Origin of the sequence: Hirschia litorea, assembly GCF_042665075.1 — a bacterium.
In the GTDB taxonomy this organism is placed as follows: Bacteria; Pseudomonadota; Alphaproteobacteria; order Caulobacterales; family Hyphomonadaceae; genus Hirschia; species Hirschia litorea.
The window spans coordinates 136,597-148,969 of record NZ_JBHTBR010000004.1; the positions used below are offsets into that span (position 1 = coordinate 136,597).

General features: G+C 49.3%; 17 protein-coding genes. 10 read left to right on the top strand and 7 right to left on the bottom strand.

Annotation, left to right across the window (positions count from 1 at the left end):
• Positions 1-37 precede the first annotated feature (37 nt).
• On the bottom strand, positions 38-244 hold the full coding sequence (locus ACFQS8_RS07850) for a hypothetical protein (protein WP_382166755.1): 207 nt from the start codon (positions 242-244) through the stop codon (positions 38-40).
• Positions 245-463: 219 nt separating this feature from the next.
• Here ACFQS8_RS07850 and ACFQS8_RS07855 point away from each other — a divergent pair, with 219 nt between their 5' ends.
• Complete coding sequence (locus ACFQS8_RS07855) at positions 464-685, top strand: SlyX family protein (RefSeq protein ID WP_382166756.1); 222 nt, start codon at positions 464-466, stop codon at positions 683-685.
• 47 nt (positions 686-732) lie between these two features.
• On the opposite strand, the gene ACFQS8_RS07860 is transcribed toward ACFQS8_RS07855, so the two are convergent.
• The 3 genes from ACFQS8_RS07860 to ACFQS8_RS07870 all read right to left on the bottom strand — a co-directional run bounded on the left by ACFQS8_RS07860 (position 733) and on the right by ACFQS8_RS07870 (position 2,849).
• Entirely contained in the window at positions 733-1,344 is a 612-nt protein-coding gene (locus tag ACFQS8_RS07860; RefSeq protein WP_382166757.1) for a glutaredoxin domain-containing protein, read from the bottom strand.
• 147 nt (positions 1,345-1,491) lie between these two features.
• Positions 1,492-2,202 carry an arsenical resistance protein ArsH gene (arsH, locus tag ACFQS8_RS07865; protein WP_382166930.1) on the bottom strand — a complete coding sequence of 237 codons (711 nt, stop codon included), beginning with the start codon at positions 2,200-2,202 and terminating at the stop codon, positions 1,492-1,494.
• 50 nt (positions 2,203-2,252) lie between these two features.
• Positions 2,253-2,849 (bottom strand): LysE/ArgO family amino acid transporter, encoded by a 597-nt coding sequence (locus ACFQS8_RS07870; protein WP_382166758.1) that lies wholly within the window; start codon positions 2,847-2,849, stop codon positions 2,253-2,255.
• A gap of 87 nt (positions 2,850-2,936) precedes the next feature.
• Here ACFQS8_RS07870 and ACFQS8_RS07875 point away from each other — a divergent pair, with 87 nt between their 5' ends.
• Both ACFQS8_RS07875 and ACFQS8_RS07880 read left to right on the top strand, forming a co-directional pair.
• Positions 2,937-3,821 (top strand): ArgP/LysG family DNA-binding transcriptional regulator, encoded by an 885-nt coding sequence (locus ACFQS8_RS07875; RefSeq protein ID WP_382166759.1) that lies wholly within the window; start codon positions 2,937-2,939, stop codon positions 3,819-3,821.
• A 100-nt stretch (positions 3,822-3,921) separates the two neighbouring features.
• On the top strand, positions 3,922-4,248 hold the full coding sequence (locus tag ACFQS8_RS07880; RefSeq protein WP_382166760.1) for a hypothetical protein: 327 nt from the start codon (positions 3,922-3,924) through the stop codon (positions 4,246-4,248).
• Between the two features lie 215 nt (positions 4,249-4,463).
• On the opposite strand, the gene ACFQS8_RS07885 is transcribed toward ACFQS8_RS07880, so the two are convergent.
• Positions 4,464-4,871 carry a RidA family protein gene (locus ACFQS8_RS07885; RefSeq protein ID WP_382166761.1) on the bottom strand — a complete coding sequence of 136 codons (408 nt, stop codon included), beginning with the start codon at positions 4,869-4,871 and terminating at the stop codon, positions 4,464-4,466.
• 66 nt (positions 4,872-4,937) lie between these two features.
• Between ACFQS8_RS07885 and ACFQS8_RS07890 the strand changes: the two genes are divergently transcribed.
• Together ACFQS8_RS07890 and ACFQS8_RS07895 are read left to right on the top strand one after the other, a co-directional pair.
• Entirely contained in the window at positions 4,938-5,516 is a 579-nt protein-coding gene (locus tag ACFQS8_RS07890; protein ID WP_382166762.1) for a TetR/AcrR family transcriptional regulator, read from the top strand.
• A gap of 70 nt (positions 5,517-5,586) precedes the next feature.
• Complete coding sequence (locus tag ACFQS8_RS07895; RefSeq protein WP_382166763.1) at positions 5,587-6,291, top strand: AbiU2 domain-containing protein; 705 nt, start codon at positions 5,587-5,589, stop codon at positions 6,289-6,291.
• Here ACFQS8_RS07895 and ACFQS8_RS07900 read toward each other — a convergent pair.
• Both ACFQS8_RS07900 and ACFQS8_RS07905 read right to left on the bottom strand, forming a co-directional pair.
• Positions 6,263-7,066 (bottom strand): SDR family NAD(P)-dependent oxidoreductase, encoded by an 804-nt coding sequence (locus tag ACFQS8_RS07900; protein WP_382166764.1) that lies wholly within the window; start codon positions 7,064-7,066, stop codon positions 6,263-6,265. The genes ACFQS8_RS07895 and ACFQS8_RS07900 overlap by 29 nt on opposite strands.
• Positions 7,067-7,087: 21 nt before the next feature.
• Positions 7,088-8,086 carry an LLM class flavin-dependent oxidoreductase gene (locus ACFQS8_RS07905; RefSeq protein WP_382166765.1) on the bottom strand — a complete coding sequence of 333 codons (999 nt, stop codon included), beginning with the start codon at positions 8,084-8,086 and terminating at the stop codon, positions 7,088-7,090.
• 170 nt (positions 8,087-8,256) lie between these two features.
• Between ACFQS8_RS07905 and ACFQS8_RS07910 the strand changes: the two genes are divergently transcribed.
• The 5 genes from ACFQS8_RS07910 to ACFQS8_RS07930 all read left to right on the top strand — a co-directional run bounded on the left by ACFQS8_RS07910 (position 8,257) and on the right by ACFQS8_RS07930 (position 12,371).
• On the top strand, positions 8,257-8,442 hold the full coding sequence (locus tag ACFQS8_RS07910; protein ID WP_382166766.1) for a DUF3008 family protein: 186 nt from the start codon (positions 8,257-8,259) through the stop codon (positions 8,440-8,442).
• Positions 8,443-8,668: 226 nt separating this feature from the next.
• Complete coding sequence (locus tag ACFQS8_RS07915; RefSeq protein WP_382166767.1) at positions 8,669-10,231, top strand: GNAT family N-acetyltransferase; 1,563 nt, start codon at positions 8,669-8,671, stop codon at positions 10,229-10,231.
• Between the two features lie 178 nt (positions 10,232-10,409).
• Positions 10,410-10,649 carry a DUF2293 domain-containing protein gene (locus ACFQS8_RS07920; protein WP_382166768.1) on the top strand — a complete coding sequence of 80 codons (240 nt, stop codon included), beginning with the start codon at positions 10,410-10,412 and terminating at the stop codon, positions 10,647-10,649.
• A gap of 276 nt (positions 10,650-10,925) precedes the next feature.
• Positions 10,926-11,927 (top strand): SRPBCC family protein, encoded by a 1,002-nt coding sequence (locus ACFQS8_RS07925; protein ID WP_382166769.1) that lies wholly within the window; start codon positions 10,926-10,928, stop codon positions 11,925-11,927.
• 15 nt (positions 11,928-11,942) lie between these two features.
• Positions 11,943-12,371, top strand: a complete 429-nt coding sequence (locus ACFQS8_RS07930) for a thioredoxin family protein (protein WP_382166770.1) — start codon at positions 11,943-11,945, stop codon at positions 12,369-12,371.
• Positions 12,372-12,373 lie beyond the last annotated feature (2 nt).

Below are 12,373 nucleotides of genomic sequence, written 5' to 3' on the forward strand. Positions count from 1 at the left end.
ACGGTGGAGTTGCCCCTAAAATTTCATATAATTGCACCTAATCCTTTTGAAACTCTTCGGGAAAATCTCTCTCAAGAAGTGGAGGTAAATACTGTACCGCTGCGATAAGTCTTTCTGCCAAATTACCTTTGCCGCAGCATAACTGCTCCACAGCACCATTTAATCTCCAAAATGGATAGCTCATCATAAGCCTTTCAACGCGACATTCGCCTAAGGGTGCATTAAGCGCTAGCGAATGCACCATTTCACACCCCACGAGGCGGTGCATTCGCTGATGCTTAATGCACCCTACACGCGCCCCCTTAAAATTCACAATGTCAAACACCTTTACCGCCCCAGCAGGTCATCTCTCCTGCCTGTTGCGATGAAGAGCATCTTACGTTCGTTTGCCATGTGTAGGATAAATGTGTGCCAATCCCCCTTTTCCATTGCCCCGTGTCTCATCCAGCGCTAAACCCTCCCCATGACAGATATCTCAGACGCCCTTAGCCGCCTTGACGCGCTTGAAATGCGGATCGCCTATCAAGACGAGACGATTGAAGAGCTAAACACTACAGTGACTCAGCAATGGAAATTGATTGATCGGCTCAAGCGTCAGATTGAGCATTTGAATGAGCGCATAGAAGAAAGCGCAGCCTCAGGCGCAAACGCCCCTGCCGCGCACAAGCCTCCGCCGCACTACTAGCACACAACAGCTCGCCCAACGCGATAGCTGGGCCGCATTGCCTCAAATCAAGCGGCTTCGGCAGCAACCTTGTTTTGCTTTTGAGCAAGCTGGTCATACCCGCCAACATATTTGCCATCGAGCCAGATTTGCGGCGTTGTGATCGGCGTTTTGCCGCCCACATTTTGCTTAGCGCGGGTTATCATCTCATATAGCGCAGCAGGATTTTCCACCACATCATGATAAGTATACGCGATGCCCTGCTCATCTAGCAGCGCTTTAGCTTTTGTGCAGTATCCGCAGTTTTTCTTGCCAAATACGTGATTGCCCTCAATGGGAAAACGATCAACATGATCCACCATCACTGCCGCTGCCAGCGTGCCGCGATTAATCGCTTCACCTTGAGAAATCACCTTGCCATTGAGCAACACCGCAGGCGCATGACGTGCGCCCTTCAACATAGCTTCGGGCAGATATGTCAGCCAGTCTTTATACTCAACCTCAACATGCGTGCCGCTAAGTTCATCTTCCAGCGTCGTCTCGATAATGTCTTTGGTCAGCGTACATTCACCACACGGAATATTCACCTTAAACGGCCCAAACGCACCGCCCCAGCGATATACGAGCAGCTTTGAGGGCTGTTTGCTGTAGACTGCTGGCATTTTGGCAAACTTACTCATTTCAGTGCTCCATTTCGCATCGTTGGCGTATCGTGTAAATTCAATAGGCCATACATAATGCCCGCGCTCCAAAGCATCAAATCAAGCGCGATCACACCTTTGAGAGCTTGCCGTTAGGGCAATTCAACGCCCCAAATGCAAACGCTTTTACATGCCTTTTAACGTTGCCGCGTGCTGGGCTTGTTTTTCTGCTTCCGCTTTGCGTTCTGAATACCGACTGACCAGATAATCTTTATTGTCTCGTGTCAGCAGCGTGAATTTTACCAGCTCTTCCAGCACATCCACAATGCGCTCATAGAAGGAGGAATCCTTCATGCGGCCCTCTTCATCAAATTCAGTATAGGCCCGCGCCACAGACGATTGATTAGGGATAACAAGCATCCGCATCCACCGCCCCAGCACCCGCAATTGATTGACCGTATTGAAGGATTGCGATCCACCCTCCACCTGCATAACAGCCAGTGTTTTACCCTGCGTCGGGCGCACTGCCCCCATGGATAGCGGGATCCAGTCAATCTGCGTTTTCATCACGCCCGACATCGCCCCGTGGCGCTCTGGAGAGCACCACACTTGCCCCTCAGACCATTGAACAAGCTCAAGTAATTCTTGCACTTTAGGGTGGCTAGCATCCGCGCCATCATCATCGACAAGCGGCAGACCCTTGGGATTAAAAATCTTCGTTTCCGCGCCAAACCGCTCTAATAATTGCGCACTCTCTTCAATCACACGGCGACTGTAAGATTGCTCCCGCAATGCCCCGTATAGCAAAAGTATGCGCGGCTTATGCGTAGAAGGTTGCGCCACTTTCAGCTTTTCCAAGCTCGGCACATCGACAACATTTTCAACAAGATTTTTCATCACATTCCACGACTGCTTCAACATGTTAGAGGACACATAGTGCACACCCCTTAATGAAACCAGAGCTTAGCCGCAATCAACAACATTAAAACGCCCACACCAAAGTCCAAATAGCGCCATGACACGGGCTTCACAAACAAGGGTGTCAGCAATCTTGCGCCATAGCCAAATGAGAAAAAGAACACAAAGGACGACATCACAGCCCCCGTCGCAAACGCCACTTTATTGTCCGATTGCGCCGCCACAGCCCCCAGCAACATAACCGTTTCCAAATACACGTGCGGATTCAGCCATGTCAGCGCAATCGCCGTTAACACAGTTGGCAACAGCAAGGTCGGAGCTTTTTCCGCTATATCCATGCCGCCCGTACCTTTCCAGGCTGCGTGAAACTTCATTGCGCCGTATAAAACCAAAAACCCCACACCCACATAGCGCACCAAGTCTACAATCCATGGAATTTTGGCAACCAGAACACCAAAGCCAACCACACCCGCGATCAATAAAATTGCATCCGAAAACGCACACACAAGCACGACCGGCAACACATGTTCGCGGCGCATGCCTTGGCGCAGAATAAACGCATTTTGTGCACCAATCCCGATAATCAAACTCATACTCAATGAAAAACCTGTCAGCATTGCACTCATATCAAGCACCTCCTGCGAGTTTGACTAAGCCAATGCTTCTAATTAATAAAACTCATAAATATAAACTAAGATGAAAATTATTCATGCATGATCTCTCATAAAGCCGCCCGCGCAGTTGCCGCCGTTATTGAAACAGGCAGTTTTGAAATTGCTGCCGCGCAATTGGGCCTCACCCCCTCTGCTGTCTCCCACCGCGTTAAGCTATTGGAAGACCAGCTCGGCACAGTCCTTATCCGCCGCGCTTCCCCATGCACAGCCACGCATGCAGGCACAAAAGTCCACGCTTATCTTCAAACCATTGCCCTGTTAGAGCGCGACCTCACCAAAGAGCTTGGCCTCAACACCACCAATCGCGTCACCGTTCGCATTGCCGTCAACGCAGACAGTTTGGGCACATGGTTCATGACAGCGCTTGCGCAAAATAGTGATGAATTTCTCTTCGATATCATCATTGAAGACCAAGAAGTCTCCAGCGAGCTTCTCAAAACAGGTGAAGTTGTCGGCGCATTGGGCATTGCAAATCACACCGTCGCTGGCTGTGATGAAATCGCGCTTGGCAGCATGGACTATGTCGCCTGCACCAGCCCCGCATTCTTCAACCGCTATTTTGCCGATGGTCTCACCAAAGCAGCGCTTTCTTCTGCGCCAAGCCTTCGCTTTTCGCCGCATGATACATTCCAAGATAAATGGGCCGCGCAACATGTGGGCAAAGGCATTATATTGCCCATGCATAAACTTCCCAGCTTTAGCGTTTTCCTTGATGGCTGTCTTGAAGGGCTTGGTTGGGGCTTACTTCCTAAAGATGGTGTCGCCCCCTATCTCGCGGATGGCCGCCTTGTTGTTCTAAAAGAGAATGCGGAATTTTCATCTCATCTGGTCTGGCGTTGGGTACGTTCTGCTGGACATGCCCTCGCTCCGCTTAATCAGGCCATTCGCGCCTCAGCCCATAACGCATTGAATCCACCTGAATAATTTTAAAAATGCGTTTAATTTTATAAAATTATGATTTTCTGCGACGGATTCGCATCCCCGCCATCGTTAGACTTGTATCGACACCCCAAAGGAGGCTCTTATGTCTTTCAAGTCTATAAAATCTCTTGCGATAATTGGCGCACTCAGCATGGCTTTCACAGCCCCGGCCCTTGCAGATACTGCCATTAATATTGTGGTGAACACACCCGCAGTCGTAAAACTCACCCCAGCGAAAACCACACACCGTCACGTCGTATCCAAAGGGCATACACATGTTCAAAAAGTTGTCGTGGCACCGGTTAAAACTGTCGTGGTGACGAAAGCTGTTCCGCAAAAAGTGGTCAGAAAGCGCGTCGTCGTAAGAGATGCAACCCCCATCACCCACAGCCCTAAAGTACATGTGCAACACGTCGTTTACACACGATAGCACTCACAGAACTCTAGCGGATAAATGTCCCCCCACGGTCCGCTAGACGTCCCAGCGCTCGGATACTGGTCCCTCCCAACCTACCAGTATCCGAGTTGCATCCCTTTCCCAGCATTCTCAAATTGCCCCCGCGAGAATGACTGGCTTCGAGCAGCGACATGCACTTTTCCTCCCCCCCCGTGTAAGTGCATGTCGACTGTCTCTCTTCTTCATAGTCAGTCTGGTAAGCGAACGGTCATTTCCATTTCGATCTGTAGCCCCGCGCCCGCCAATGCCGACACACCCACACCCGTCAAGCTGGGCGCAGCCCCGTCAAACCATTCCACGACAATAGGGAACGCTGCATCCAAACGTTCTGGCGTTAAATCCGTCATATAGATGCGCACCATCGCCAAATCTTTTGTGCTTGCTCCAATAGCTTCCAACGCCATCATCGCATTTGCACACACCAGCCGTGTCTGCTCCTCAAGGCTATTCGGCGGCGTCTCTCCATCTGCGCGCCACGCCACTTGCCCCGATATAAACGCCAATCTTCCCGGCTCCACAGTTGTGATTTGGGAATACCCCATTTGCCCAGCATCGGGCATAGACGCAGGGTTCAAACGCTGAAGTGTTTGTGTCATCTTTTAAATTACCATATAGAGTTAAAAAGCATCGGCAGTAGTTTTCACTACAATTGTAGAGGTTTCATGTCAAGTTCAAAGCCAGATCGCCGCCTACTCATACTACAGGCAGCTGTTAAACTATTGTCAGATAAAGGAATTATAGGCCTCACCCATCGCGCAGTCGATGCACAGGCGCGCATCCCGCAAGGCTCTACCACCTATTATTACCCCAAGAAAAACGACCTCTTACGCGCCGCCGCAGAACACCTCGCACAAGAGCTTGAGAAGGACTGTGATGCTCTGCAAGTTAGCTTTGCCGATATCGTCGCCAAGCAAGGCATGACCGCCGCCATAGATCACGTCGCCAATATGCTCGTCACCACGATAGACGAGGCCCGCCACCTCTTTATTGCCCGCATAGAGCTAACCCTCGCCGCCGCCCGCGATACAGAACTGGCAGACATGGGACATCGTCTCTCAGACGCGGGCAAACGCCCTATCGCCTTTTTCGTCAATCTCATCACAAATAGCGAAAACCAGCCCGCAATTGAAACCTGCGTCAGCCTCCTAGACGGCATCGCCCTCACCTACGCCACAGGCCAAGCCAAACACCTCACCACCACCCAAATCACCAGCGTGATAAAGACGATCGTAACGGATTAGTCGGGGTGATTGGGGTACTTTCTGTCTGACCTTAATTGCCAAATTTTCTAAACTTGAATGGTCTTTAGCTATGCCCAAACACGAAGAAAAATCGTCAAAAACTTTAAATGAAGCAAAAAATTTGGTCATCGAACTTGAAAATGAACTGAAGCACGCCAGAGCAAGCTGGAGCGTGTATACTACAGGAAACGGGCTACATCGACAATCACTTCGCGAGCTAATAAATTTAAGCGATGAACGTCACACCTTCGATCACATAATACGATCATCAGCTACCATGACGGTGTTATCACTTTGTCGTTTGACCGACTTTGACAAACCAAACCGTCTAACTTTAAGCAAACTAAAATCATTAATTAATCCAGCACAATATATTGAAATATACGCCGAAAATGCCTCCTCTTGGCACTCTGAACATTTGGAATACGGAAAAATAGAACGAAAAGTAGTAATCGAACACATCCCTAAACTGCATTCCCAAGTTTCAAAATTTCTAAAGTCCACACAACTAAACAATATGCGTAAACTCAGAGATGAAGCATTAGCTCATAGACAAGACCTACAATCACTTCGTCCAACCTACGATGACATTGAACTAGTTTTCAAAGACGCCCATCATATAGTCAGCCTTTCGAGTCGACTAATCAATGGAAAAAGTTGGGACCCTAAAGACTATATTGAAATTGAAGAGGAAAAAGCCAACGATTTTTGGGACCGTTTCGAAGATGGCATGAAGCTTAAGTACGCTAGTGAGAATCCAAAATCCCCTCAATAGCCTCCACAATCGCGCGCATTTTTGTATCGTCTAGCCCGTCTGCTTGTGGAGGCGCAAAGCGGTGATTGTCATTGTCGTAATACTTGCCGGACATATTGCTAAATTCATCGCTTAAAGCCGCGCGCAACAATATATCAGCCCCAATGCTAAGGTCATTACCCGCGACGCCAAAGCCCTCTTTGACCATTTTACTCGCCAGCAACGACCCCGGATTTACCGCACTAAACACAACACCGCTTTCTCCATAACGGGTAGCAAACTCACGCGTCCACATCGTGATCGCCAGCTTGCTCTGCGCATAGGCCGCCATATCATCCAGCTGCCCCTTGCCTTGCAAAGCCGCAATGCTCACGGGGGCTTGCGCCGCAGATGATAAATTCACCACGCGCCCACCTTGAGGCATAACTGGCAAAAGCTTCTGCGTCAGCAAATAGGGTGCAATCGTGTTGACCATAAAACGCACATCAAACCCATCTGCTGTGCGCGTTTGAGCCGTTTTCAACACACCGGCATTGTTGATCAGCACATCCAATTGCGCAAAATCTGCTGTGATGTCTTTCGCCATCCGGCGCACATCTTCCAGCTTGGAAAGGTCCGCCACATAGCGCGAAATCTCACCGCCGCCATTCATAGTACGCAACGTCTTTTCAACTGCATCCAGCTTGTCAGAGCTACGCCCATGCAGCACCACATTATGGCCCTGCGCCACGAGCAATTTTGCCGTCTCTAAACCAATCCCGTCGGTCGCGCCCGTAATCAAAATAGTCTTGCTCATGTCGCGTCTCCTCTTGTGCGTTTATTGCCCAATTACCAGATCATTTTTCAGCTCGGCGACCAACTCCATAGACCGCAAGCGCGCGGCTGGATCATGAAAGCCCGAGGAGATGATAATCTCGTCAGGTGCCAGCTTATCGACAAAGAGCTGCAATTGCTCCGTCACCTCTTCCTTCGTACCCACAGCACTCGCCTGCAACATAGAGCTAACCTGCTGATGCACCATGTCCGGCAATTCCAAATCCTTCACAGGGCGCGGCAGCAATCCACGTTTTCCCGTCACCATTGCCGCAAATGCCTGCACAATAGATGAGAAATGATAATGCGCCTCTTCGCTGGTATCTGCTGCAAACACATTGCACGCAAACATGAAGTGCGGCTTGTCCAGATATTTGGATGGATAAAACGCCTTGCGATATAAATCCGCCGCCTGAAATAATTGCTGAGGTGCAAAGTGAGATGCAAACGCATACGGCAAGCCCAGCTCCGCCGCCAATTGCGCGCCATACAAGCTCGATCCCAATATCCACACTGGCACATGCGTTCCCACACCCGGAATAGCTGTCACATCCGATGAATCCTCTGGGTCTTTATCCCCCAGATATTTCAACAACTCAGCCACATCTTGCCCAAAGCGATCGCCTGCGCTCATATTGCGGCGCATAGCGCGCGCTGTCGCCATATCCCCGCCGGGTGCACGGCCAAGCCCCAGATCAATACGTCCAGGGTGTAAAGTCTCCAGCGTGCCAAATTGTTCTGCTATCGCAAGCGGTGAATGGTTTGGCAGCATCACACCGCCCGCACCCAATCGAATAGATTTTGTTTGTGCTGCGATATGCGCAATCAGCACCGATGTCGCCGAGCTCGCCACACCTGCAATATTGTGATGCTCAGCATACCATACGCGCTCAAACCCCAGCTTTTCAGCATGTTGCGCAAGCGCCACCGAATGTTGGAAAGATTGGGCCGCATCACTGCCATCTACAATATGCGCGAGGTCCAGTATCGAAATCGGTATCATCTTCGCGCTCCACACACATAATTAAAATATAGCATTCCACCTATGTCGTGCGCCTTTGCTCAAATCCAACCCTTTGCCCGCAAAAATTTCCCAATGCCGCGTACAATAGGGAACACAAAGCACCCGCTTTGCGTTGTCTATCCACACCCTAAATTCACAGGAGATTGCCCATGCCCGCCCAATCAAAAGCTCAACAACGTGCTGCGGGTGCAGCCCTCTCAGCAAAACGCGGCGAGACGAAAGTCAGTGATCTGGAAGGCGCTTCTAAAGACATGTATGACAGCATGAGCGAGGATGAGTTAGAAGACATCGCCAGCACTTCCCATGATGATCTCCCCGAAAAAGTAGACGAATAACCGCGCCTATTATCTCGCACTCCTTGGCGCACAGTTGGGTTAAATACACGCGAAATTTGGCCAGCGCGCACAGCCCAAACCGCCCTCACATCACATTGCTAAACATAACAATAGACAAGCGCTAAAAAATCACTCAATCTAAGCGTGGATCCCAACACCATCCAGCGCTTAAAAACCCAATGGTGATCAGTGATTTCTCCCTAACACCACCATAAAAGTTTAAGTCATGAGCACGAATAATATCCAAAAAGCAAACATCTCCCTGCGCAACTTTCAGCGCAAGGACCTAGACCAAGTTCACGCCCTCAGCATAGGCATTTACGGGTCTGATTACGGCTTCTCAAAACAAATGTTAGCCGCCCACATCAATAAATTCCCTGAAGGTCAGTTCCTTGTGCTCGATGGCGAAAAAGTTATTGGTCACTGTGCCACTTTCATCGTCAATGGCGACATCGCCTTCAAAGACCACACCTATGAAGAAATCACAGGCGGCGGCTTCGCCTCTCGTCACAATCCAGAAGGTGAGTACCTTTATGGAATGGAGGTCACAGTCGATCCCGAATATCGCGGCATGCGTATTGGTCAACGCCTCTATGATGCGCGTAAGCAGCTTTGCACGCAACTTGGCTTAAAAGGCATTGTCTTTGGTGGACGTATGCCAAACTTCGCCAAGCGCAAAAAACAAGTCGGCACGCCTGAAAAATATGTTGAAATGGCGCTGGATAAGCAGATCAAAGATCATGTGATTGGCTTTCAAATCCGCAATGGGTTCAACTTCATCAAAGTGCTTCGCAATTATTCACCTCTCGATCTGGAATCGGGCGGGAATGCATGTCTCATGGTGTGGGAAAACCCGCTCTATGATGAAACCCAGCCGCGCCACAGCCTGTCTCCAAGTTTGCTAAAATCAAATGTGCGTGTGTGTTCGGTTCAATTCCAAATGCGCAAGGTCAATTCATTCGAAGAATTCATCAATCAAGTCGCCTATTTCGTCGATGTTGCATCCGACTATAGGTCTGATTTTGTCTGCTTTCCTGAATTCCTTACAATGCCGCTTATTTCCCTTAGCGAAGATCAGTCTTCCAGCAGCGAAAATATCGAATACCTCACCACATTAACTGAGCAATTCATCGAAGCGATGAGCGAAATGGCTGTGTCCTACAATATCAATATTATTGGAGGCACCCACCCTACACGTGTTGAGAATAATGAAATTCACAATATGGCCTATGTGTTCTTGCGGGATGGTGCCGTTCACACCCAACCCAAAATCCACATCACGCCATCTGAGAAATACTGGCGCAATATTCACGGCGGCAACTCCCTCACGGCCATCGAAACAGATTGCGGCACAATCGGTGTGAATGTCTGTTACGATTCTGAATTTCCAGAGCTTGCACGTAATCTAACAGACCAAGGCATCAACATCCTATTCGTCCCATTCTGTACAGATGACCGACAAGGCTATAATCGCGTGCGCTATTGTTCCGCTGCGCGTGCAATTGAAAACCAGATATATGTCGTCATGGCGGGTACTGTGGGCAATCTGCCAAACATCACCAATATGGATATCAATTACGCTGAGTCGTGTATCCTCACGCCATGTGATTTCCCATTCGCACGTGATGGTATCGCCGCCACGTCCGCCCCAAACACAGAAATGGTTGTGATGTCGGATCTCAATATCGAAACTCTCGTCGCATCCCGCAAATCAGGGACAGTGCAAAACCTACGCGACCGCCGCCTCGACCTTTATCAGGTCAAATGGAAAAACAAATCCGCCGAATAAAACACACGCGCTAAGCGGAGCAATAAAGGCTCCGCTTACATGCCCCTAGCGCAATCGACTGCACACACTTGGCCCTGCGCTATTCCCTCACACGGGAAACCACTCTACAAGCTCCCACTTCCTTATCTCAACACAACGAAACTCAATGACCCACTCACCCAAAAATCTATTGCGGCATATGTCGAAGTTTTTTCCAAAATGTCCCGTTGAGTATCGCGACGCAATTGTAGAAATGGCCAGCAGCAAAGAATTTGACGGCATAGACATCAAAACAGCCACAGCCATGTGCGCACGCACATTTGTACGTCGCAATCTGACCGACTTTGAAGACCTCAAACAAATCGACGCCATGACGCGCACCGAAGCGCTCATCATCGTCAAATCAGAAGTCGCTGATATTATCCAAACGTGGAAATAAAATCTGCCGACTCATTTGCGCAGCCATTTTGTAAAATCTGCCCACTCATGACAGCCAAAGCATGCGCTTTCAGCTAGGTTGAACCAACATGTGCATGTCAGCCGCTAAGGTGTGACTGGACACCCCACCCGCAAATGGCAAGCACGAGGCAAGCAACCGCCTACCAGCCCCGCACATCCACACCTGCGCCCCTGCGGCAAGATAGGGGCTGGCACATAGCACATCATCATGTAGCATAGCAGGAAAGTCTATTTGTGGACTGTTGGAGGTTTAGCGATGAATGCACCCCATCCAGAAAACGATGATGTATCCCACACGCCTTGGAGCTGGGTTGCCATCCGACTTATCCTCATATTTATCCTCGCCCTCATCGCCAGCTTGGTGTTTTACCTAATAGCTGAAGCAACAAGCTCGGATGCAGGCGGCTCCATCATTGGGCTTAGCGTACTTCTAGTTCTTCCCTATAGCCTCGGCGCGATTATATATTTAGCGATGGATCCACGCGGCCAAAAACCCGAGCTGACCACCAGCATACCTATCATTCTTGTCTTTTTTGTCTTGGCGCTGGGCGCATTATTCATGAAAGAGGGTGTTATCTGTGTAGCAATGCTTGTGCCACTATGGTGGCTGTTTTCTTGGTTTGGCACCCTTACTGTAAAAGCACTCCATAATCGCTATCGCGCCCGCACAAAACTCCACTCTACAATATTGATTATATTACCCTTCTTAGTATTAGGAATAGATTCAAGTACACACGCCCCCACAACACATGAAAGCGTAGAACGCAGTATCATCATCAATGCCGCGCCCCAAGATATATGGCCACATCTCCTAAAAATGGATGATATTAGCGATCAGGAAGGCCAATGGAATATCACTCAAAGCCTCCTACAAGTGCACCGTCCACGCGCTGCAATTGTTGTCGGTGAAGGTCTAAATGCTAAGCGCTTAGCCGCGTGGGGTGATGACATCACTTTTGAAGAACACATTTCTCACTGGGATGAAAACAACGCTTTGCGCTGGAATTTCGTCTTCCCAAATGATTCCGTACACAAATATACAGACCGCCATATCTCACCCGATGGTGCCCACCTAAAAATCAAAGAAGGCGGCTATATTCTAAAGCCAATAAGTCCAACTCAAACACGTCTAACCCTCGATACCCAATATGCCATTTCCACCCCTGTAAATACCTATGGCGCTCTTTGGGGAGAGCTGATATTGGGCGATATTCAAACCAACATCCTCCACATCGTCAAAGATCGCTCAGAGCATTAAAACCCACCATTTATCATGACACAAAACCTTGAAAACATTATCATTAGCATGCCAAACGCGCCTTTTAACGAGACCGAAGATGGCGCTGCAAAATTGGAAACCGCCCGCCAAAATTCGCTAAGCCGAAATGTGCCATTGCTCATTCTTTTCGGCGCAAATTGGTGCCCAGATGCACGGTTAATGTCCGCCACGCTATCCCACACTGATATACACGCATTGCTGGGCTTAAATTTTGAAATCGTGCAAATTGATGTTGGCCGCTATGATCGTAATCAAAGCCTTCATGCCGCTCTAGGTTTTGATGTGTTGGAAGGTCTACCGACAATAATAGTCCTGTCGCCGGGCAATGAAATACTCAACAAAAACAATGTGTTTGCATGGCGCGATGCCCGCAATATCCCTACGATTGATTTTGTTCAATCAATGCTTTCTCTCGTGTCATAAAA

Coding starts and splice junctions, on each gene's coding strand:
- ACFQS8_RS07850 (WP_382166755.1), bottom strand. CDS start 244: ATGGTGCATTCGCTAGCGCTTAATGCACCCTTAGGCGAATGTCGCGTT.
- ACFQS8_RS07855 (WP_382166756.1), top strand. CDS start 464: ATGACAGATATCTCAGACGCCCTTAGCCGCCTTGACGCGCTTGAAATG.
- ACFQS8_RS07860 (WP_382166757.1), bottom strand. CDS start 1,344: ATGAGTAAGTTTGCCAAAATGCCAGCAGTCTACAGCAAACAGCCCTCA.
- arsH (WP_382166930.1), bottom strand. CDS start 2,202: ATGAAAAATCTTGTTGAAAATGTTGTCGATGTGCCGAGCTTGGAAAAG.
- ACFQS8_RS07870 (WP_382166758.1), bottom strand. CDS start 2,849: ATGAGTGCAATGCTGACAGGTTTTTCATTGAGTATGAGTTTGATTATC.
- ACFQS8_RS07875 (WP_382166759.1), top strand. CDS start 2,937: ATGATCTCTCATAAAGCCGCCCGCGCAGTTGCCGCCGTTATTGAAACA.
- ACFQS8_RS07880 (WP_382166760.1), top strand. CDS start 3,922: ATGTCTTTCAAGTCTATAAAATCTCTTGCGATAATTGGCGCACTCAGC.
- ACFQS8_RS07885 (WP_382166761.1), bottom strand. CDS start 4,871: ATGACACAAACACTTCAGCGTTTGAACCCTGCGTCTATGCCCGATGCT.
- ACFQS8_RS07890 (WP_382166762.1), top strand. CDS start 4,938: ATGTCAAGTTCAAAGCCAGATCGCCGCCTACTCATACTACAGGCAGCT.
- ACFQS8_RS07895 (WP_382166763.1), top strand. CDS start 5,587: ATGCCCAAACACGAAGAAAAATCGTCAAAAACTTTAAATGAAGCAAAA.
- ACFQS8_RS07900 (WP_382166764.1), bottom strand. CDS start 7,066: ATGAGCAAGACTATTTTGATTACGGGCGCGACCGACGGGATTGGTTTA.
- ACFQS8_RS07905 (WP_382166765.1), bottom strand. CDS start 8,086: ATGATACCGATTTCGATACTGGACCTCGCGCATATTGTAGATGGCAGT.
- ACFQS8_RS07910 (WP_382166766.1), top strand. CDS start 8,257: ATGCCCGCCCAATCAAAAGCTCAACAACGTGCTGCGGGTGCAGCCCTC.
- ACFQS8_RS07915 (WP_382166767.1), top strand. CDS start 8,669: ATGAGCACGAATAATATCCAAAAAGCAAACATCTCCCTGCGCAACTTT.
- ACFQS8_RS07920 (WP_382166768.1), top strand. CDS start 10,410: ATGTCGAAGTTTTTTCCAAAATGTCCCGTTGAGTATCGCGACGCAATT.
- ACFQS8_RS07925 (WP_382166769.1), top strand. CDS start 10,926: ATGAATGCACCCCATCCAGAAAACGATGATGTATCCCACACGCCTTGG.
- ACFQS8_RS07930 (WP_382166770.1), top strand. CDS start 11,943: ATGACACAAAACCTTGAAAACATTATCATTAGCATGCCAAACGCGCCT.